We start from the raw sequence: 18,501 nt of genomic DNA on the forward strand, positions 1-18,501 counted from the left end.
GCGCCCATTGTGGCCGCCCCGGCCCCCGGGATGCCGACTGCTCCGTTCGGGCGCACAGTGGAACCCGTAACCGGAGGAGGAACGATCATGGCGAAGAAGGCTCGCACCGGCCACCACAGCCACCAGGACTCCGAGCGCGCGATCGCGAAGAACACTGCCGCGGAGGCCCGTGCCAAGGCCGCGGTCAGGGACGTGCAGTCGCTCTCCGCGAAGACGCGCGGCATGCAGCAGAAGGCCCAGGCCAAGCGGGGCTGAAAACGTAGTCTGGCGCCATGCGGATGATCGTCCGGGGTGCCCGGCTGCTCCACACAGATGGCCTGTCCGACGTGGAGGTCGGGGAGGACGGCCGCATCGCGCGGGTGGTCCCGTACGACGACCAGAAGGAACCGCCCGCCACGGGCACCCTCGTCGAGGCCCACGGGTGCCTGCTCACCGCCCCCTTCGTCGAGCCGCACATCCACCTCGACACCGCCCTGACCGCGGGCGAACCGCGCCCCAACGCCTCCGGCACCCTGTGGGAGGGCATCGCCTGCTGGAGCGAGCGCAAACGAACCCTGACCCGCGAGGACGTGATCGCGCGGGCCACCGAGGTCTGCGCTGGCAGGCGGCGCAGGGCGTGCTGCACGTACGCACCCACTGCGACATCACCGACCCCTCCCTCACGGCGCTCGACGCGCTCCTCGAAGTGCGCGACCGGGTACGGGACTTCATGACCCTGCAGATCGTGGCGTTCCCGCAGGAGGGCATCGTCTCCTTCCCGGACGGCGAGGCGCTGCTGCGCGAGGCGGTCGCCCGCGGCGCGGACGTGGTCGGCGCGATCCCGCACTTCGAGGACACCCGCGAGGACGGGGTGGCCTCGCTGACGACGGCCTTCGCGCTGGCCGAGGAGCGGGGCCTGCGGGTGGACGCGCACTGCGACGAGATCGACGACGAGCAGTCCCGGTTCGTGGAGGTGCTGGCCACCCTCGCCCTGCGCTCCGGCCTGCGCGAACGCGCCACGGCCTCCCACACCACCGCCATGGGCTCCTACAACGGCGCGTACAGCTTCAAACTCCGGCGCCTGCTGGCCCGTTCCGGGATCAACCTGGTCGCCAACCCCTTCGCCAACCTCAACCTCCAGGGCCGCTTCGACACCTACCCCAGGCGGCGCGGCCTCACCCAGGTCAAGGAGATGCTGGCGGCCGGGGTCAACGTGGCCTTCGGGCACGACGACGTCATGGACCCCTGGAACGCGCTCGGTACCGCGAGCCCGCTCCAGACCGCCCTCGTCGGCCTGTACGCCGCCCAGCTCACCGGCGCCGACGAGATCCCGCTGGCCTTCTCGATGGTGACGGACCGTGCGGCCCGCGTCCTCGGCCTGTCCGAGGCGGAGTACGGCATCACGGCCGGCGCGCCCGCCTCCTTCGTCCTGCTCCCGGCCCCCTCGCCGGAGGAAGCGGTACGCCGCCAGGTCCGCCCCCGCTACGTGGTCTCGCGGGGCACCGTCCTCGCCGAGACCCCGCCTGCGCCCACCCGGCTGAACTGGCCGGGGGAGCCTCCGTCGGAGGTCGACTTCAGCCGCCGCCCGTGAGATCGCCGCCGACGTCGCGGGCGGCGCGGCGGGACGCGGCATGTCCGACCCCACGGACCGCGTCGGATAGCGTGCCCGCATGTCGTGGGACGAGGACGGAACACCGCACCCGCTCGCGCTGCGCCGCACCGGGCGCAGCGAACTGGACCCGGACCGGCTGCCCGAGATGCGGGAGCTGGAGGTGCTCGGCTGGGAGCCCGCGCCGGAGGAGCTCCGCTGGGTGTTCCTCCCGTACGTGTGGCCCCCGGCCGCCCGCACCTGGATCCCGGACCGCTCCACCCACTGGGCGGTGGAGACCTCGCTGGACGGCCACGGCCACATCACCGGCGTCGAGGCCGTCCCGCTGCCCGACGCCGACCTGCACGACCTCGACGCCGAGACCGAGACGGCCCTCGCCGAGCTGGGCCTGCCGCCCCGGCCGGCCGGCAGGATCTGGCTGCTGCGCCCGGTCGGCCCTTTCGCCACCGTCGCCGAGGTCCTCGGGTACCTCGACGCGCTGGCCGCCCGACACGGGCTGGAGGCCCGGGCCTCCACCGAGTTCCTCGCCCTGGTGCGCGCCGAACTCGACACGCTCACGGAGGGCTGGGCGGAGGCCTAGGGGGAGGGCTGGTTCGTCGGGACCTGGAGGCTTCCGTAGCGTTCCACGCGCTGCCAGTGCAGGCGTGATCCGGCGATCGCGGTGAACACCGACTGGATGACGACCAGGTACATCAGCTGGCGGTACACGAACTGCTGCAGCGGCAGGCTCCACAGCGGCCCGGGCCGTTCCTTGTCGAGGTGGAAGGCGTAGAGCCCCATCAGGACCTGGAGGAACAGGAAGGCGCACCACAGCCCGATGATGCGGACCGGGTCGAGGAAGATCAGGCCGAAGACGGCGAAGATGTCCACGACGGGCGCGAGCAGCGGCAGCAGCACCTGGAACATCAGCAGGTAGAGCATGCCTCGGCGGCCCAGCTTGCCTGCTTGCCCCCGCTGGGTGAGCGCGCCCCGGTGCTTCCACATGGCCTGCAGGGTGCCGTAGCACCAGCGGTAGCGCTGCTTCCACAGCGCGCCGAGCGAGGCCGGCGCCTCGGTCCAGGCAATGGCCCGCTCCTCGTAGACGACCCGCCAGCCGTCGCGGCACAGCGCCATGGTGAGGTCGGTGTCCTCGGCGAGGGTGATGTCGCTGACCCCGCCGATCCGCAGCAGCGCCTCGCGGCGGAACGCGCCGACCGCGCCGGGCACGGTGGGCATGCATTCGGCGAGGTCGAAGAGGCGCCGGTCCAGGTTGAAGCCGACGACGTACTCGATGTGCTGCCAGCGCCCGAGCAGGCCGCCGCGGTTGACCACCTTCGCGTTGCCGGACACGGCCCCGACCCGCCGGTTGGCGAAGGGCTGGACGATCATGCGGACCGCGTCCGGCTCGAAGACGGTGTCGCCGTCCACCATGACGAGCAGGTTGCAGGAGGCGGCGGCTATGCCGGTGTTGAGCGCCGCGGGCTTGCCGGCGTTCTGCTGGCGGATGACCCGTACGCCCGGCAGGTTCAGGGCCTCGACGATGTCGGCGGTGCCGTCGGTGGAGCCGTCGTCGACCACGATCACCTCCACCTGATGGTCCGACGCGAGCAGGGAGCGGACGGTCGCCTCGATCCCGGCGCTCTCGTTGTAGGCGGGGACGATGACGCTGACCGGCTCGGTGACCGGTCTGCCCCACGGCCTGCGGCGCGTACGGGCGTGACGGCGCGCGGCGACGAACACGGCGATCGCGCGCAGCACGCTGATGGCACCGGCCGCCCACAGCAGCCAGCCGAGCGCGTCGAGCACCCAGCCGCTGGCCCGCAGCGCGCTGATCAGGGCCATGCCCTGCCACTCGTCGACGGTGGAGGCCGGCTTCACGGGGGAGGGAAGGCCGACCGCGTCGCTGACCGTGGCGAAGCGGAAGCCCGCCTTCTTGAGGTCGGGCAGGAGTTGTTCCAGCGCCGCGACGGTCTGCGAGCGGTCGCCGCCCGCGTCGTGCATCAGCAGGACCTGGCCGTCCGTACCCCGGGGAGTGGAGTTGGCGACGATCTTCGCGATGCCCGGGCGGCGCCAGTCCTCGCTGTCCTGCGTGGTGAGGACGGTGAGGTAGCCCGCCTGCCCGGCCTGTATGACGGTGTCCCAGTCGGCGTCGCTCAGCGCCTCGTTGGTCGAGGAGTAGGGCGGGCGCAGCAGCGGGGTGGTGACGCCGGTCGCGCCGGCGATGACGAGCTGGCTCTCGCGCAGCTCCAGGGAGCGCCGCCACGCGGAGGCCGAGCCGAGGTCGGTGTGGGTGAAGGTGTGGACGCCGATCTGGTGGCCGTCCTCGACGATCCGCCGGGCCAGTTCGGGATGGGCGGACACCTGGGCGCCGACGGTGAAGAACGTGGCCGGCACCTGGTGGCGGCGCAGGACGTCGAGGATCTTCGGTGTCCAGACCGGGTCGGGGCCGTCGTCGAAGGTCAGGGCGATCGTGCGGGGTCCGGGACCGGCGACCCGCCCGGCCGCGCCCTCGACGACCGGGCCGCCCGAGCGGATCTGCTCCGGTACGGACGCCGACGGACCGGCCTCGCGCGGGGCCCCGTCGGCGGTGGTGTCGAACATGTGGTGGGCGTAGCCCTGGAGCAGCAGCGCCGCCGAGAGGGTGATGACGAGCGCGGTCAGCAGCAGCCAGTGGGTGCGCAGGGGGACGTTGCGCACGGTGCTGTGCCGCCCGCGGGGGAGGCGGCGGCGGTTCTTCGACACGGGAGGGGAGTGCTTCCTGCCTGTGGGGGGATCGGGTCGGGGCTACGGCTTCGCGGTGGGCTTGCCGCCGCCGTGGCCGGGCGGGGCCGTCGGCTTGCCCTGGCCGTTCGAACCGGCGCCGGGTGACGCCCCGTTCCCGGTTGTGGCGGGCCTGCTGGTGGGGGCCGTATCGGATCCGTTCCCCGGCGTGGGCTTGGCGGAGGGGGAGGCGGGGGCGGCGGCGGGAGCCTGGGAAGCTGCGGCGGTCGGAGCCGAGGTGCGGCGCGGTGCGGCGGAGGCCGACGGGCCCGACTCGGCGGCGGGCGACTTGCTCGGGGCGGCGTCCGCACCGCGGGGGGCGGGCAGGAACGGCGACCGCAGCGTCGGCCCGCCGACCAGGGAACTGAGTACGAGGACCACGTACGCGGCCGCGGGCACGACGAGCAGCCACCCCAGGCGGCGGACCCGGCGCTGGCGCCGCCCCGAGGCGTCCACGAACACCGGGCTGGGCTCGGCCGCTTCCGCCGCGCTCGGGGAGGCCACGGTGATGCGCGGGAGCTCCAGCGTGTCGTCGTCCGCGTAGCCCGGTTGTGGTCGCATCGGTGGGGTCTGCCTCTACGGGGTGGTGGGGGAGTTGTTGCGGGGCGGTGGCAGCGACGGGCCGGTGTCCGGCTTGCCGGTCGGGCGGCCGCCCGGGCCGCCGGGGGCGCGGGTCTTTTCCGGATCCTCGGCCCGCTTGGTCGCCTCCGGCTTGCCGGTCTTCCCGGGCTTCGGGGAGGCGCCGCGCTTGCCGTCGGTCGGTTGCGGGGTCGGCGTACCGCCGGGGGTTTCGCCCTGGCCGCCCAGGACGGGCGCGCAGTAGTCCGGGACGCCGGCGGGCCCCCCGGCCGCGGTGACCAGCGGAGCGAACCGGCGCTCGGCGAGCACTTCGGAGGACTGTGCGCCGCTCCCGCTCCCGCTCGCGGCGTAGGTACGGCAGAGTTCGGCGAGGTCGGCGGGTACGGCCTCCGGCGAGCCGGCGAGCTTCTCCGCGGGCGGCTCCTCGGCCTTGAAGGCGGGTCCGGAGGCGGCGGTGGCCGGGGCGTTGCTCGCGGGTTTGCCGCCGAGGGCGGCGGGCAGATTGCCGGTCCCGGCGGCGACGGCGACACCACCGAGGGCGGCGGCGGCCACGATGGCCGTGACCTTCGCGCCCAGGAGCATCGCCGGGGTGAGCACGTTCCGCTTCCGGGGACCGGCCACGGAGGCGGAGACAGTGGTGGACACAGTGGTGGACACAGTGGTGGAAACCGGAGCGAGACGGGCGGACCGGAACGCCGCCATGGCTGCCTGCTCGCCGGGCAGTTCGCCGTCGCCCGCGGGGGCGGATGCGGCGGCGAGCAGTCCCGCGAGTGCGTCATGGCCGTGCGCTGCGCCGGCCCCGGCGCCGTCGAGCAGTCGCTCGGCCGTGTCGCGGTCGATCCGGCGGGATCGGTTGGTGCTCATCTCGCATCCTTCAGCGTCGGTGAGGTCGTCGGTGTCACTCCTGGGGCGAAACTTCCGTCGAGCGGCTGCTGAGTACCGCCGAGGCCGGTCTTCCGTTGTTCCTGTTGTTCGAGGAGCTTGGCGAGCTTGCGCAGCCCCCGGTGCGCGGCAGTGCGCACCGCACCGGCCCGCTTGCCGAGCACGCGCGCCGCGCTCTCCGCGTCCAGGTCCATGACCACGCGCAGCAGCACGGCCTCACCCTGGTCGCGGGGCAGCCGGGCTATGAGGGCGAGCGCGTCGGCCGCGGCGACGGTGGCCAGCGCGATCGACTCGGTGTCCTCGGGCGCCCGCCGGTCGAGCAGGTACTCGACCGGCAGATCGGCCATCGGGCGGCGCCGCTTTCGGCGCAGCAGGTCGAGCGCGCGGTTGCGGCCGATGGTCGTCACCCAGCCGCGGAACCCGTCGAAGTCACCGTGGAACGTCCCCAGGTCCCGGGCGACCTGCAGCCAGGTCTCGGAGGCGACGTCCTCGGCCTCCTCCCCGACCAGCACGGTCAGATAGCGCAGCAGTCCCGGCTGCACCTGTCGAAAGAGCGCACGGAAGGCCGCCTCGTCCCCCTGTTGCGCCGCTCTGACCTCCCCGGACATGTCTCCCGGGCGTCCTGCCTCGTGGTCGGCTCCGCCGAACTCCTCCGCACTGTGCACGCGGGACATGATGCGTCAGATGAATCCGGCAGTTCACCCGATGAGCCGGATATCACCTGATGTTCGTGAGAGGAGCGGGGCGTCAAGGCCTGGCCAAATCCAGCCGCGTTGAGCAAGGATCACGTCCGCACTACGCCACGCACGTTCTTCCGGCACATCACGCCCTTCACAGGAGGATGTTCATGCCTCGCCGTATACCCAGCGGCCTGATCGCCGCGGCCACCGCCACCGTGGCACTCGCCCTGGCCGCACCCGCCTCGGCGTCCGCCCCGGGCGCATCCCTCCCCCAGGGCCGCGTCTTCATGGTCAATCCCGTCCAGTCCTCCGGCGACCAGACGCTCGCCGACGCCAAGGATTCGGCCACCGCGGTTCCCGCTTCCGCCTACGTCACGACCGCCCTGCGCAACCTCGACGCGAGCGGCGGGCTGTCGGGCAAGTGGGCTTACGTCAGGTCGGACACGGGCGCCTCCGCGAAGGTCGCGGACGCGGCCTCGTACAACCGCCACGACGACCAGTTCGAGCAGGTCATGGCCTACTTCTGGGTCAACGAGGCGCAGGAGTACCTCCAGGGCCTCGGCTTCGGCACGGAGCTTCCCGGGGCCAACGACCGCGTGCAGCCGGTCCGTATCAACCAGTACGGAGCCGACAATTCCTTCTTCACCGACAAGAAGGACGAGATCCGCTTCGGCAAGGGCGGGGTCGACGACGCCGAGGACGCCGAGGTGATCGTCCACGAGTACGGCCACGCGGTCCACGAGGCCCAGGTCCCCGGCTTCGGCACCTCCCCGGAGGCCGGCGCGATCGGCGAGGCCTTCGGCGACTACCTGGCCGTCGAGGTCGGCGCCAACGCGGACACCCGCTACGGCTGGCCCCGCAAGGCGGACCTGGGGTGCGTCGCGGACTGGGACTCGATCTCCTACAGCGACGCCCCGCACTGCCTGCGCCGGATCGACGGCTCCAAGGTCTATGCGGACCGGGTGGGCGAGGTCCACGCGGACGGTGAGATCTGGTCCCGTGCGCTCTTCGACATCCGGGGCGCCCTGGGGGCCAGGACCGCGGACCGGATCATCGTCAACGCGCAGTTCGGCTTCGCGCCCGACACCAGCTTCACGGACGCGGCGCTGAAGACGGTCGCGACCGCCGAGCGCATGTACGGCAAGAGCGCGGCGGATGCGGTGCGCGCGGCGTTCAAGGCCCGTCAGATTCCCGGAGTCTGACAGCCGGTCGCCGATGCCCGCCCGGCCCCGGGGTCCAACTGGCCCCGGGGCCAAGCGGAATGTTCCGTTTTTGACCGTTGAGCGGACAGCAGAATCCTCTCTCCGGACAACAACAGGTCAAATTCTTGTTGCATACCTGTCAATCACTTGCTCCTTCCTGGCAATCTCGCAGCGCCCCCACGGCAACGAAGGAGAACGAGTGACCCACCACATGTCCTCATCCCCCACCTCCCGCAGCCGGACCCGCGTGCTGCGCACCGCCGCCCTCGTCGGGTCCGCGGCGATGGTCGCGCTCGCCGTCCAGAGCGGCGCCGCCAACGCGGCTGCCGAGCGCGAGGCGGGAGCCACCGCCGTCACGCAGTCGGCCTCCGCTCGCGCCCAGGCGATCTCCGCCGCGCAGAGCGAAGCGGCCGGTACCGCGCGCGCCATCGGGCTCTCCGACCAGGAGCGCCTCGTCGCCCGCGACGTGATCAAGGACGCGGACGGCACGGTCCACACCCGCTACGAGCGCACCTACGCCGGCCTGCCCGTACTCGGCGGCGACCTGGTCGTCCACCTGAAGAAGGACGGCAGCCGCAAGACCACCAAGGGCACCGAGGCCCGAATAGCCCCCGCCGCCGCCCGCTCCCTGAAGGCCGCGCCCGCCGGCGCCCGCCAGGTGGTCTGGGCCGCGACCGGCACCCCCGTCTTCGCCTACGAGGCCGTCGTCACCGGCACCCAGCCCGACGGCACCCCGAGCGAGCGCCACGTCATCACGGACGCGGCCACCGGCGCCGAGCTCTGGGCGTACGAGGCCATCGAGACCGGCACCGGCACCAGCCAGTACTCCGGCTCGGTCACGCTCGGCACCACTCCGAGCGGATCGACGTACAACCTGACCGACGCGGGCCGCGGCGGTCACAAGACGTACGACCTGAACGGCGGGACCACCGGCACCGGCAGCCTCTTCACCGACGCCGACGACAAGTGGGGCGACGGGCTGGCGACGAACCGGCAGACCGCCGCCGTCGACGCCGCCTACGGTGCGGCCGTCACCTGGGACTTCTACCAGGCCGAGCTCGGCCGCAACGGCATCGCCGGCGACGGCAAGGCCGCGTACTCCCGGGTCCACTACGGCAACGCGTACGTCAACGCCTTCTGGTCCGACCAGTGCTTCTGCATGACCTACGGCGACGGCGCGGGCAACCTCAAGCCGCTCACCTCCCTGGACGTCGCGGGCCACGAGATGAGCCACGGCCTGACCGCGGCCACCGCCAAGCTGAACTACAACCGCGAGTCCGGCGGCCTCAACGAGGCCACCAGCGACATCCTCGGCACCTCGGTGGAGTTCTTCGCGAACAACTCCTCCGACATCGGCGACTACCTCATCGGCGAGAAGATCGACATCCGCGGCAACGGCACCCCGCTGCGCTACATGGACAAGCCCAGCAAGGACGGCTCCTCCGCCGACTACTGGTCGAAGTCGGTTGGCCGGCTCGACGTCCACCACTCCTCGGGCGTCGCCAACCACTTCTTCTACCTGCTGTCCGAGGGCAGCGGCGCGAAGACGATCAACGGCGTGTCCTACGACTCCCCGACCTACGACGGCTCCACCGTCACGGGCATCGGGCGGACCAAGGCCTACAAGATCTGGTACAAGGCCCTGTCCACCTACATGACGTCGACCACGAACTACGCGGGGGCCCGCACGGCCACCCTCCAGGCGACGGCAGACCTCTACGGCACGTCCGGCACCGAATACCAGCAGGTGGCGGCGGCGTGGACGGCCGTCAACGTCAAGTGACGCGCTGATGATCCGACGGGCCTGGTGCCGGGGGCGAGACTCCTCCCCCCGACACCGGGCCCCGTCGCGCCGAGGCCGACGAATCGGAGTGGCCGCAGGTCAGGACGCCCGGAACTACAGGTGGCAGCCGCCCTGGCCGACCGGGGCGAGGAGCGCCATCAGGGCTGTCGAGCGGCGCGTACTCGCCAGGACGTACGCCACGACATTGCCGACGCGCATGAACACATCGGTCCTCTTCCTACCGTGGGGGAACGCCTCGGTTTCGTCCGCGCCGACTGCGATCTGCGTCGGCTCGGGCGCGGGCTCACGGCCCCGTAATCTTGGCTGCCAGGCCCTTCGCCGCTTCAGCGGAGTCTTCCCCCGGGGTTCTCCCGATACGGCGGGGAGAAACAAGCAGAGCCGGTGTCTTTTGCAAGACACCGGCTCTGACCTGGTACTACAGCGTCGGGGTGGCGGGATTTGAACCCACGACCTCTTCGTCCCGAACGAAGCGCGCTGCCAAGCTGCGCTACACCCCGATCGCCGCCTTGCAGCAGATGCTGTCCTGGCGACATCGATTACTTTAGCGGACCTGCGGCCTGAGGCGAAATCCGGTTTTCGGGGAGCGGTCGCGGGGCCAGTGGGGATGCCGGGCGGTGGCGGTCCGCCGCGATCAGGGCCAGGCCGAGTGCGTAGAAGAGGATGCCCAGGACCAGCGCGTTCAGGGCGACGCGGCCGTAGCCGTACTGGGCCACGTCGATGAAGGGGTACGTGTACCGGGCCTTCGCGTCCGGGGACAGCAGGGCGCCGCGGATCAGCGCGAAGGTCACGTACGCGAGCGGGTAGGCCAACCAGTGGAAGGCGTGGCGCGGGCGCAGGGTGCCCGGGGCGGTGAGGAAGAGGAAGTCCAGGACTGCGCCGACCGGGGTGACCGTGTGCAGGAGCTGGTTGGCGACGGCCTTGGCGCCGGTCAGCTTGTTCAGGTCCTCCAGCACGTTGAAGGGGCTCGACGGGTTGGCGAGGACCAGGTGGAAGACCAGCCCGGTGATCAGGATGAAGAGCAGGACCCCGCCCCGGTGGAGGGGGTCGGCGTCCGGGCGGCACTGCCAGGCGCGGGCGGCCGAGAGCGAGAAGACGACCGCGACCGCGATGTTCGTCCAGATGGTGAAGAAGCTCAGGACGACGGGGACGCTGCCGTGGGTGAGCTCGATGGCGAGCCCCACCACGGCCGCGGCGGCGATCAGGGCGCGGAAGGCCGCCTGGACGGCGTACGTCGGTGAGGTCATCGCATCAACGTACTGGGGGAGGGCGGCGAATTCCTTACGCCTTCGGGGTGAGCGTCAGGAGTGTCGCTTCCGGCGGGCACGCGAAGCGCACCGGGGTGAACCGGTTGGTGCCGCAGCCGGCCGAGACGTGCAGGTACGAACGCTGCCCGGCCGCCTCGTAGGTGGACAGGCCCTTCACCCGCTTGGTGTCCAGGTCGCAGTTGGTGACGAGTGCCCCGTAGAAGGGGACGCACAGCTGCCCGCCGTGCGTGTGACCGGCGAGGATCAGCGGATAGCGGTCGGCCGTGAAGGCTTCGAGGACGCGCAGGTACGGGGCGTGCACCACGGCGATCGAGAAGTCGGCCTCCGTGTCCGGTCCGCCGGCCACCCTCTCGTAGCGGTCCCGCTTGATGTGCGGGTCGTCCAGCCCGGTGAAGGCCAGCTCCAGGCCGTCCAGCTTCAGCCGCGCCCGGGTGTTGGTGAGGTTCAGCCAGCCCGCCGCGTCGAAGGCGTCCCGCATGTCCTCCCACGGGTTGTGGACGGCGCCGACGACCGGCTTGTTGCCGTTCAGCCCGTGCCGGCCCTGGGCCTTCTCGATCAGGTACCGCCCGGGGTTGCGCAGCCGGGGCCCGTAGTAGTCGTTCGACCCGAAGACGTACGCGCCGGGGAAGGACATCAGCGGGCCCAGGGCGTCGAGCACCTCCGGGACGCCTTCGGTGTCGGAGAGGTTGTCGCCGGTGTTCACGACGAAGTCGGGGCGCAGGCCGGCCAGCGACTGCAGCCAGGCGCGTTTCTTGCGCTGCCCGCCGACCATGTGGATGTCGGAGACCTGCAGTATGCGCAGCGGGCGCATCCCCTGGGGCAGGACGGGGACCGTCACTCGACGCAGGCGGAACGACCGCGCCTCGAAACCGGCGGCGTAGGCCACACCCGCGGCCCCCACCGCAGCGATTCCGGCAGCCGCTTTCAGGGGTACTCCGTAACGCGCACGCATGGACCCATCGTCGCAGACCCGGAAAACGGGTGGGCGCCACCGCCCCCGCACCTGGCAGACTCAGGTACATGACCACGCTCAAGGCCAAGCTCCAGGAAGACCTCACGACCGCCATCAGGGAGCGGAACGAGCTGCACTCGTCCACCCTGCGACTGACCCTCTCCGCCATCACCAACCAGGAGGTCGCGGGCAAGGAGGCACGCGTGCTCTCCGACGAGGAAGTCCTCAAGGTGATCGCCAAGGAGGCGAAGAAGCGCCGGGAGGCCGCGGATGCCTTCGGGCAGGGCGGCCGTCCCGAGCAGGCCGCGCGGGAGACCGCGGAGGGCGAGTTCCTCGACACGTACCTGCCCAAGCAGCTCGGCGACGAGGAGCTCGACGCGATCGTGGCTCAGGCCGTCGAGGAGGCCAAGGCCGCGGGCGCCGAGGGGCCGCGCGCCATGGGTGCCGTCATGAAGATCGTGAACCCGAAGGTCGCCGGTCTGGCGGAGGGCGGGCGGGTCGCCGCCGCCGTGAAGAAGCACCTCTCCTGACGCCGGGAGACACGAACAGCTGAGGGCCCCCAGCCGGATTCGGCTGGGGGCCCTCACTTTTTTCGCTGCTACTGGTCCTCGCGGCCGCCGATGATGCCGCCCGGGCCGATCGTGATCCCGGGGAAGGGCGTCTGCGTGGTGCCGCCGGTGGCGCCGCCGGTGGCTCCGACGGTCGTCGTTCCGCCGGGCCGCCCGCCGGGCTTGTTGTCGCCGCCCGGCTTGCCGGGCTTGCTCGGGTTGTCGGCGGGCTTGTTGCCGCGGGAGCCGCCGGACGGAACCGTCGGCTCCGGGATGCTGACCGTGGTGAAGGTGGGCGCCTCGCGTCCGGACAGCGCGCCGGTGATGGCGTCCTTCCAGATCGGGCCGGGCAGGCCGCCACCGAAGACCTTCGGGTAGTACTGGCCGCCGATCCTGATCTGCTCCATCGTGATCTTCTTCGCGCCGCCCGAACCGACCCACACCGCGCCGGAGATGTTCGGGGTATAGCCCACGAACCAGGCATTGTGGCGGGAGTCCGTCGTACCGGTCTTGCCCGCGCTGTCGCGGTCGGTCAGGCCGGCCCGCTCACCCGTACCGGAGTCGACCACTCCGCGCAGCAGGGTGTTGATCGTGTCGGCGGTCTCCGTCGCCATCGCCCGCTCGCACTTGCTCTTCGGCACCGCCAGCGCCTTGCCATGGGCGTCGGTGATCGACTCAATGGCGATCGGGGTGCAGTAGACGCCCCGGTTGGCGAAGGTCGCGTACGCGTTGGCCATCGTCAGCGGGGAGAGTTCGGCGGAGCCGAGCGCGATCGACGGACCCTCGGGCAGCTTCGAGCCGTCGGCCGGGACGACGCCGAGCTTCTGCGTCATCTCCGTCACCGGGCAGAGCCCGATCTCGGAGATCATCTCGACGAAGTAGGTGTTGATCGACTTCTCCATCGCCGTCTTCAGCGCGTAGGGGCCGACCTCGTCCTCGGTCTCGTTCTCCGCCGTCTCCCGCTTGGAGGGCGGGTTGATGTACGACGTGCCGTCGCAGCGGCTGATCGGGCTCGGGTAGTCCATCTTGTTCGGTGCCGCGTACACCTTCGTCGCCGGCAGCCCCCGCTCCAGGGCGGCGGCCGCGATGAACGGCTTGAAGGTGGAGCCGACCTGGAAGCCGAAGTTCGAGCCGCCCATCCGCTTGTCCACGGAGAAGTTGATGACCGTCTCGTTCTTGCCGAAGCCGTACGGCTTGGACTGACCCATCGCCAGCACCCGGCCGGTGCCCGGCTGGATCATGGTCACGGCCGTCGCGACCGAGTCCTCCTGGTAGACGTGGTCCTTGATCGACTCGTTCGCGGCGTCCTGCGCCTGCGGGTCCAGGGTCGTCCGTACGGTCAGACCGCCCCGGTTCCAGACCTTCGCCCGCTCCTCGCGGGTCTTGCCGAAGACCGGATCGGTCAGGAAGGCCTTCTCGACGTAGTCGCAGAAGAACCCGGCGCCCTTGACCGCGGTGATGCAGCCGTTCTTCGGCCTGGTCACCTTCAGCGCGACCGGCTTCGCCTTCGCCGCGTCCGCCTCCGCCTGCGAGATGTCCTTGATGTCGGCCATCCGCTGGAGGACGAGGTTGCGGCGCTTCGTCGCCTCGGTCACGTCGTTGACCGGGTCGTACCGGCTCGGCGACTGGACGACGCCCGCCAGCAGCGCGGACTCCTCCAGGGTCAGGTCCTTGGCCGGCTTGCTGAAGTAGCGCTGGGCGGCGGATTCGATTCCGTATGCCGCCTGGCCGAAGAAGGTGATGTTGAGGTAGTTCTCGAGGATCTTCTTCTTCCCGAGCTCCTCCTCGACCTGGATCGAGTACTTCAGCTCGCGGATCTTGCGCCCGAGGCTCTTCTCCTGGGCCTCCCGCACCTTCGTCGAGTCGTCGCCGGCCTCTTCGACGAACACGTTCTTCACGTACTGCTGGGTGAGCGTCGAGGCGCCCTGAGCCGCGCCGCCTTCCTGCGCGTTGCGGTTGACCGCGCGCAGGATGCCCTTGAGGTCGATCGCACCGTGCTCGTAGAAACGCGAGTCCTCGATGGCGACGATCGCCTTCTGCATGTACGGGGAGATCGCCGTGAGGGGGACCACCTGCCGGTCGCGCGAATAGACGGTGGCGATCACGTCACCTTCGGCATCCAGAATCGTGGTCCGCTGGCTCAGCGGCGGGGTCTTGAGATTGGCCGGAATCTCATCGAATCCCTCGACGGTGCCCTTGGCCGCGAGTCCCAGGGCACCGGCCGCCGGAATCGCCATACCGGCCAGCACAACTCCGGAGAGAACGGACACCCCGAGGAACTTGGCGGCCTGCTGGCTCCCCGTGAGCCCGCCGCCCGAGCGCTTCTTTCCCATGGAGGGCAGCCTACGTTCTGATTCGCCGGACACACGCGAATGCCTTGGCCTAAGCTGTCCCCAACTGTCACAGCAGTCGGGTGTCACATCAACCCCTCGGCTTGATTTTCACCCTTCCCGAATGGGGTGGACTCATGTCCGAATCCCGCCCTCCGCTGTGGCCGCGCCTTCGTGATGCCCCGCCGATTTCATCCGAATCGCCGGAATGGTCGGGCATGTCGCCGGATCACTCCGTCGGGTGATCTGCCGCTTACCCATAGTCCGTTCGGACCATTCAAGATTGGGCCCGTCGGGGGTGTTGCACTGTGCTCGCCTTCCGTAACGTCCTCAACTGGCAGCGGTGAATATGCCGCTACCGCCGTGGGGGAGCCTCGATTCGGGAGAGGACGGCGCCGGGATGGGCTGGGTTACCGACTGGAGTGCGCAGGCAGCCTGCCGCACTACCGATCCGGATGAACTGTTCGTTCAAGGAGCGGCACAGAACAGGGCCAAGGCGGTGTGCACCGGATGTCCGGTGCGGACCGAATGCCTGGCCGACGCGCTCGACAATCGCGTCGAGTTCGGCGTGTGGGGCGGAATGACCGAGCGGGAACGACGCGCGCTGTTGCGCCGGCGTCCCACCGTCACCTCGTGGCGACGGCTGCTCGAAACCGCCCGCACGGAGTACGAGCGCAGCACGGGCATCCTCACCATGGATGCAGACGCGGAGATCGACGTTGCGTACGAGACGTACGCGGCAGCCGGGTAGACCACACGGCCACCGCTACGTACGAACGCCTACGCTCCGGCCGGAACCCCGGCCGCGAGTCGCTCTCCGATGGCCCGCAGCCCGGCGAGGTCGTGCACATCGCCGGGCAGGGCGGCCACTTCGGCCACCGCCACCTCGGGGTGCAGTGAGGTGAAGCGATCGCGTGTGCGCTGTTCGCGCGCGATCACCTGCATCCGTTCCGCGTGCAGGCGCAGCAGTCCTGCGGTGATCTCGTCCACGACGGGGGTGTCGTCGGGTGCGCTGTCGATCGTGTCGTCGATGGTGTCGTGCGTCGTGTCGTCGGTCGTCTTGTCGGAGGAGCCGGCGGAGGAGCCGGCGGGGGAGCCGTCGTCGTCGGCCGAGTCACGAAGTCCAGCTTTCCCGGACTCCTGATCGACAATGCCGCCGTCCTCAAGATTCTCCGCGGCGGCCAACGCCCGCTCGGCGGACAGCTGGTCGGCGCCACTGCCGTGCACCCGGTTCAGTACGAGACCGGCCAGCGGCATCTTCTCCGCGGCCAGCCGCTCCACGAAGTACGCCGCCTCGCGCAGGGCGTCCGGTTCGGGCGCGGCGACCACGAGGAAGGCCGTGCCGGGAGCCTGCAGCAGCCGGAAGGTCGCGTCCGCACGGGTGCGGAAGCCGCCGAACATCGTGTCCATCGCGGCCACGAAGGTCTGCACGTCCTTCAGCAGCGAAGCACCCATGAGCTTGCTGAGGGTGCCCGTCATGATCGACATGCCGACATTGAGGAACTTCATCCCCGCCCGGCCGCCCACCTTCGCCGGAGCCATCAGCACCCGGATGAACTTCCCGTCCAGGAAGGACCCGAGACGCTTCGGCGCGTCGAGGAAGTCCAGCGCGGACCTGCTCGGCGGGGTGTCCACGATGATCAGGTCCCAGTCGTCCCGGGCCCGCAGCTGACCCAGCTTCTCCATCGCCATGTACTCCTGCGTGCCCGCGAAGCCGGCCGACAGCGACTGGTAGAAGGGGTTGGCGAGAATGGCCTTGGCCCGCTCGGCGTCCGCGTGTGCCTCGACGATCTCGTCGAAGGTCCGCTTCATGTCGAGCATCATGGCGTGCAGTCCACCGCCGTCGGTGCCCACGCCGCCCACCTCGCGCGGGGTGTTGTCCAACGAGTCGATCCCCATCGACTGCGCGAGCCGCCGCGCCGGGTCGATGGTGAGGACGACCGCCTTCCGCCCGCGCTCGGCCGCCCGCACGCCGAGCGCCGCGGCCGTGGTGGTCTTGCCGACCCCGCCCGCCCCGCAGCACACGATGATCCGGGTACCGGGGTCGTCCAACAGCCCGTCGACCGCCAGCCGAGGCGGAGAGTCCAGCCCCAAGGTGTCCACCCCCTCGCTCATTCGCCCACCGACTGCTTGCGCAGTTCCTTGGCCAGCTCGTACAGCCCGGCCAGATCCATCCCCGCCCCGAGCAGCGGGAGTTCGTACGTCGGCACGTCCAGCTCCCCCAGCACCGCGCGCTGCTCGCGCTCCAGCTCCACCCGGCTCGCGTGCTCGGCGGCCTGTGCGAGCAGCGGCTCCACCAGCCGCTCGGCGAGCCCGCCGCGGCGCGCGCCGCCGAGTCCCGCGCGGGACAACGCCCGGGCGACCCCGGCGCGGTGGTCCTCGGCGGCGGCGCGCAGGGTGTCCTCGTCGAGGTGGTGCGGGCGCACCATGTTGACGACGACCCGCCCGACGGGCAGCCCGACCCCGCGCAGTTCCTCGATCCCGTCCGCGGTCTCCTGGACGGGCATCTCCTCCAGGAGGGTGACGAGGTGTACGGCCGTCTCGGGGGACTTGAGCACCTTCATGACGGCCTGCGCCTGGTTGTGGATCGGCCCGAACCGGGCCAGGCCCGCCACCTCGTCGTTGACGTTCAGGAAGCGCGTGATCCGCCCGGTCGGCGGCGCGTCCATGATCACGTGGTCGTAGACGAACCGGCCGGCCCGGTCCTTGCGCCGCACCGCCTCGCAGGCCTTGCCCGTCAGCAGCACGTCGCGCAGCCCGGGGGCGATGGTCGTGGCGAAGTCGATGGCGCCGAGCTTCTTGAGCGCGCGGCCGGCCGAGCCGAGCTTGTAGAACATCTGGAGGTAGTCCAGCAGTGCCCGTTCGGCGTCGATGGCGAGCGCGAACACCTCCCCACTGCCACCGGGCGCGACCGCGATCTTCCGCTCCTCGTACGGGAGCGCCTCCGTTCCGAAGAGCTGCGCGATGCCCTGCCTGCCCTCGACCTCCACGAGAAGAGTCCGCTTGCCCTCGCGTGCGAGGGCGAGCGCGAGTGCCGCGGCGACCGTGGTCTTGCCGGTGCCGCCCTTGCCGCTGACCACCTGGAGCCTGCTCACAGCGTCCGAGCCTAATTCCTTCGCCCCGGACCGCAGGCACTACCCTCGCTCCCATGACCAAGAAGTTCGAATACGCGACCGTCCCGCTGCTGGTCCACGCCACCAAGCAGATCCTGGACACCTGGGGCGAGGACGGCTGGGAGCTCGTCCAGGTCGTGCCCGGGCCGAACAACCCCGAGCAGCTCGTGGCCTACCTCAAGCGGGAGAAGGCATGAGCGGCGGCCTCGTCGAAGCGAAGCTGGCCGAGCTCGGCCTGACCCTCCCCGAGGTCGTCCCGCCGATCGCCGCGTACCAGCCGGCGGTCCGGTCGGGTTCGTACGTCTTCACCGCGGGCCAGCTCCCGATGGTCAAGGGCAGCATGGCGCTCACCGGCAAGGTCGGCGCCGAGGTGTCGGCGGAGCAGGCCAAGGAGATGGCCGCCACGTGCGCGCTGAACGCCCTGGCCGCCGTCAAGTCGGTCATCGGTGACCTCGACAAGATCGCGCGTGTCGTGAAGGTCGTCGGCTTCGTCGCCTCGGCCCCCGACTTCACGGGCCAGCCGGGCGTGCTGAACGGGGCGAGCGAGCTCCTGGGCGCCGTCCTCGGCGAGAAGGGCGTCCACGCCCGCAGCGCCGTCGGCGTGGCGGTCCTCCCGCTGGACGCCCCGGTCGAGGTCGAGATCCAGGTCGAGCTGGTCGCCGGAGCCTGACCCCCTCCGGGGATGGTCTCCCGAGCCCGGTCCGTGCCGCCCCGCGGCCTGCGACCGGGCTCGCCGCCGTTGCGGGGGGGGGGGGCCCCCCCCCCCCGGGGGGGAGAAAAAAAAGAGCACCCCCCCGAAAAGAAAAACGCGGGGGTGGG

Annotated in this window: 19 protein-coding genes and 1 tRNA gene; 10 read left to right on the forward strand and 10 right to left on the reverse strand. The window is 70.9% G+C overall.

Annotated features, from left to right (window positions below; genetic code table 11):
- The first annotated feature begins 87 nt into the window (after window positions 1-87).
- From ACFV9H_RS09425 to ACFV9H_RS09440, 4 genes are all read left to right on the forward strand, one after another.
- Entirely contained in the window at window positions 88-255 is a 168-nt protein-coding gene (locus tag ACFV9H_RS09425) for a hypothetical protein (protein WP_385395593.1), read from the forward strand.
- A 17-nt stretch (window positions 256-272) separates the two neighbouring features.
- A complete protein-coding gene (locus ACFV9H_RS09430) occupies window positions 273-713 on the forward strand; it encodes a hypothetical protein (protein WP_385395596.1) in 441 nt (146 codons plus the stop codon).
- On the forward strand, window positions 617-1,570 hold the full coding sequence (locus tag ACFV9H_RS09435; protein ID WP_385395599.1) for an amidohydrolase family protein: 954 nt from the start codon (window positions 617-619) through the stop codon (window positions 1,568-1,570). Before ACFV9H_RS09430 ends, ACFV9H_RS09435 begins: the two co-directional genes overlap by 97 nt.
- A gap of 79 nt (window positions 1,571-1,649) precedes the next feature.
- Complete coding sequence (locus tag ACFV9H_RS09440; protein WP_385395601.1) at window positions 1,650-2,168, forward strand: DUF5956 family protein; 519 nt, start codon at window positions 1,650-1,652, stop codon at window positions 2,166-2,168.
- On the opposite strand, the gene ACFV9H_RS09445 is transcribed toward ACFV9H_RS09440, so the two are convergent.
- Genes ACFV9H_RS09445 through ACFV9H_RS09460 form a run of 4 tightly spaced genes read right to left on the reverse strand, consistent with a single transcriptional unit; the run spans window position 2,165 to window position 6,462 of the window.
- Window positions 2,165-4,309, reverse strand: coding sequence for a bifunctional polysaccharide deacetylase/glycosyltransferase family 2 protein (locus ACFV9H_RS09445; protein ID WP_385395604.1), 2,145 nt, complete (start codon window positions 4,307-4,309; stop codon window positions 2,165-2,167). The two genes, ACFV9H_RS09440 and ACFV9H_RS09445, sit on opposite strands and share 4 nt — an antisense overlap.
- Window positions 4,310-4,351: 42 nt before the next feature.
- The gene (locus ACFV9H_RS09450; RefSeq protein WP_385395607.1) at window positions 4,352-4,888 is read right to left on the reverse strand and encodes a hypothetical protein; all 537 of its coding nucleotides are present in this window, start codon (window positions 4,886-4,888) and stop codon (window positions 4,352-4,354) included.
- Window positions 4,889-4,903: 15 nt separating this feature from the next.
- Window positions 4,904-5,770 carry a hypothetical protein gene (locus tag ACFV9H_RS09455; RefSeq protein WP_385395609.1) on the reverse strand — a complete coding sequence of 289 codons (867 nt, stop codon included), beginning with the start codon at window positions 5,768-5,770 and terminating at the stop codon, window positions 4,904-4,906.
- Entirely contained in the window at window positions 5,767-6,462 is a 696-nt protein-coding gene (locus ACFV9H_RS09460) for an RNA polymerase sigma factor (protein ID WP_385395611.1), read from the reverse strand. Before ACFV9H_RS09460 ends, ACFV9H_RS09455 begins: the two co-directional genes overlap by 4 nt.
- A gap of 173 nt (window positions 6,463-6,635) precedes the next feature.
- Here ACFV9H_RS09460 and ACFV9H_RS09465 point away from each other — a divergent pair, with 173 nt between their 5' ends.
- Together ACFV9H_RS09465 and ACFV9H_RS09470 are read left to right on the forward strand one after the other, a co-directional pair.
- Window positions 6,636-7,670 (forward strand): M4 family metallopeptidase, encoded by a 1,035-nt coding sequence (locus tag ACFV9H_RS09465; protein ID WP_385395613.1) that lies wholly within the window; start codon window positions 6,636-6,638, stop codon window positions 7,668-7,670.
- 211 nt (window positions 7,671-7,881) lie between these two features.
- Window positions 7,882-9,453: a M4 family metallopeptidase gene (locus tag ACFV9H_RS09470; protein WP_385395650.1), complete on the forward strand. Its 1,572-nt coding sequence runs from the start codon at window positions 7,882-7,884 to the stop codon at window positions 9,451-9,453.
- Window positions 9,454-9,897: 444 nt separating this feature from the next.
- Here ACFV9H_RS09470 and ACFV9H_RS09475 read toward each other — a convergent pair.
- The 3 genes from ACFV9H_RS09475 to ACFV9H_RS09485 form a co-directional block, all read right to left on the reverse strand.
- A tRNA-Pro gene (locus ACFV9H_RS09475) sits at window positions 9,898-9,971 on the reverse strand.
- 39 nt (window positions 9,972-10,010) lie between these two features.
- Window positions 10,011-10,718 carry a Pr6Pr family membrane protein gene (locus ACFV9H_RS09480; protein ID WP_385395617.1) on the reverse strand — a complete coding sequence of 236 codons (708 nt, stop codon included), beginning with the start codon at window positions 10,716-10,718 and terminating at the stop codon, window positions 10,011-10,013.
- A gap of 34 nt (window positions 10,719-10,752) precedes the next feature.
- The gene (locus ACFV9H_RS09485; protein WP_385395619.1) at window positions 10,753-11,691 is read right to left on the reverse strand and encodes a metallophosphoesterase; all 939 of its coding nucleotides are present in this window, start codon (window positions 11,689-11,691) and stop codon (window positions 10,753-10,755) included.
- A gap of 68 nt (window positions 11,692-11,759) precedes the next feature.
- On the opposite strand from ACFV9H_RS09485, the gene ACFV9H_RS09490 reads away from it, so the two are divergent.
- Complete coding sequence (locus ACFV9H_RS09490) at window positions 11,760-12,221, forward strand: GatB/YqeY domain-containing protein (protein WP_385395622.1); 462 nt, start codon at window positions 11,760-11,762, stop codon at window positions 12,219-12,221.
- A 68-nt stretch (window positions 12,222-12,289) separates the two neighbouring features.
- On the opposite strand, the gene ACFV9H_RS09495 is transcribed toward ACFV9H_RS09490, so the two are convergent.
- Window positions 12,290-14,572, reverse strand: coding sequence for a transglycosylase domain-containing protein (locus ACFV9H_RS09495; protein ID WP_385395625.1), 2,283 nt, complete (start codon window positions 14,570-14,572; stop codon window positions 12,290-12,292).
- A gap of 397 nt (window positions 14,573-14,969) precedes the next feature.
- Between ACFV9H_RS09495 and ACFV9H_RS09500 the strand changes: the two genes are divergently transcribed.
- On the forward strand, window positions 14,970-15,320 hold the full coding sequence (locus ACFV9H_RS09500) for a WhiB family transcriptional regulator (protein WP_181382488.1): 351 nt from the start codon (window positions 14,970-14,972) through the stop codon (window positions 15,318-15,320).
- Between the two features lie 29 nt (window positions 15,321-15,349).
- On the opposite strand, the gene ACFV9H_RS09505 is transcribed toward ACFV9H_RS09500, so the two are convergent.
- Window positions 15,350-16,684: an ArsA family ATPase gene (locus ACFV9H_RS09505; protein WP_385395627.1), complete on the reverse strand. Its 1,335-nt coding sequence runs from the start codon at window positions 16,682-16,684 to the stop codon at window positions 15,350-15,352.
- On the reverse strand, window positions 16,681-17,664 hold the full coding sequence (locus tag ACFV9H_RS09510; protein WP_385395629.1) for an ArsA family ATPase: 984 nt from the start codon (window positions 17,662-17,664) through the stop codon (window positions 16,681-16,683). Before ACFV9H_RS09510 ends, ACFV9H_RS09505 begins: the two co-directional genes overlap by 4 nt.
- 53 nt (window positions 17,665-17,717) lie before the next feature.
- Between ACFV9H_RS09510 and ACFV9H_RS09515 the strand changes: the two genes are divergently transcribed.
- Window positions 17,718-17,879 carry a DUF4177 domain-containing protein gene (locus ACFV9H_RS09515; RefSeq protein WP_007264966.1) on the forward strand — a complete coding sequence of 54 codons (162 nt, stop codon included), beginning with the start codon at window positions 17,718-17,720 and terminating at the stop codon, window positions 17,877-17,879.
- Window positions 17,876-18,352, forward strand: a complete 477-nt coding sequence (locus ACFV9H_RS09520; protein WP_385395632.1) for a RidA family protein — start codon at window positions 17,876-17,878, stop codon at window positions 18,350-18,352. The genes ACFV9H_RS09515 and ACFV9H_RS09520 overlap by 4 nt, the downstream gene beginning before the upstream one ends.
- Window positions 18,353-18,501: the final 149 nt, after the last annotated feature.

The organism is Streptomyces sp. NPDC059874, from assembly GCF_042731135.1.
GTDB lineage: Bacteria > Actinomycetota > Actinomycetes > Streptomycetales > Streptomycetaceae > Streptomyces.

Coding starts and splice junctions, on each gene's coding strand:
- ACFV9H_RS09430 (WP_385395596.1), top strand. CDS start 273: ATGCGGATGATCGTCCGGGGTGCCCGGCTGCTCCACACAGATGGCCTG.
- ACFV9H_RS09490 (WP_385395622.1), top strand. CDS start 11,760: ATGACCACGCTCAAGGCCAAGCTCCAGGAAGACCTCACGACCGCCATC.
- ACFV9H_RS09470 (WP_385395650.1), top strand. CDS start 7,882: ATGTCCTCATCCCCCACCTCCCGCAGCCGGACCCGCGTGCTGCGCACC.
- ACFV9H_RS09480 (WP_385395617.1), bottom strand. CDS start 10,718: ATGACCTCACCGACGTACGCCGTCCAGGCGGCCTTCCGCGCCCTGATC.
- ACFV9H_RS09440 (WP_385395601.1), top strand. CDS start 1,650: ATGTCGTGGGACGAGGACGGAACACCGCACCCGCTCGCGCTGCGCCGC.
- ACFV9H_RS09425 (WP_385395593.1), top strand. CDS start 88: ATGGCGAAGAAGGCTCGCACCGGCCACCACAGCCACCAGGACTCCGAG.
- ACFV9H_RS09520 (WP_385395632.1), top strand. CDS start 17,876: ATGAGCGGCGGCCTCGTCGAAGCGAAGCTGGCCGAGCTCGGCCTGACC.
- ACFV9H_RS09450 (WP_385395607.1), bottom strand. CDS start 4,888: ATGCGACCACAACCGGGCTACGCGGACGACGACACGCTGGAGCTCCCG.
- ACFV9H_RS09485 (WP_385395619.1), bottom strand. CDS start 11,691: ATGCGTGCGCGTTACGGAGTACCCCTGAAAGCGGCTGCCGGAATCGCT.
- ACFV9H_RS09465 (WP_385395613.1), top strand. CDS start 6,636: ATGCCTCGCCGTATACCCAGCGGCCTGATCGCCGCGGCCACCGCCACC.
- ACFV9H_RS09460 (WP_385395611.1), bottom strand. CDS start 6,462: ATGTCCCGCGTGCACAGTGCGGAGGAGTTCGGCGGAGCCGACCACGAG.
- ACFV9H_RS09495 (WP_385395625.1), bottom strand. CDS start 14,572: ATGGGAAAGAAGCGCTCGGGCGGCGGGCTCACGGGGAGCCAGCAGGCC.
- ACFV9H_RS09505 (WP_385395627.1), bottom strand. CDS start 16,684: ATGAGCGAGGGGGTGGACACCTTGGGGCTGGACTCTCCGCCTCGGCTG.
- ACFV9H_RS09455 (WP_385395609.1), bottom strand. CDS start 5,770: ATGAGCACCAACCGATCCCGCCGGATCGACCGCGACACGGCCGAGCGA.
- ACFV9H_RS09515 (WP_007264966.1), top strand. CDS start 17,718: ATGACCAAGAAGTTCGAATACGCGACCGTCCCGCTGCTGGTCCACGCC.
- ACFV9H_RS09500 (WP_181382488.1), top strand. CDS start 14,970: ATGGGCTGGGTTACCGACTGGAGTGCGCAGGCAGCCTGCCGCACTACC.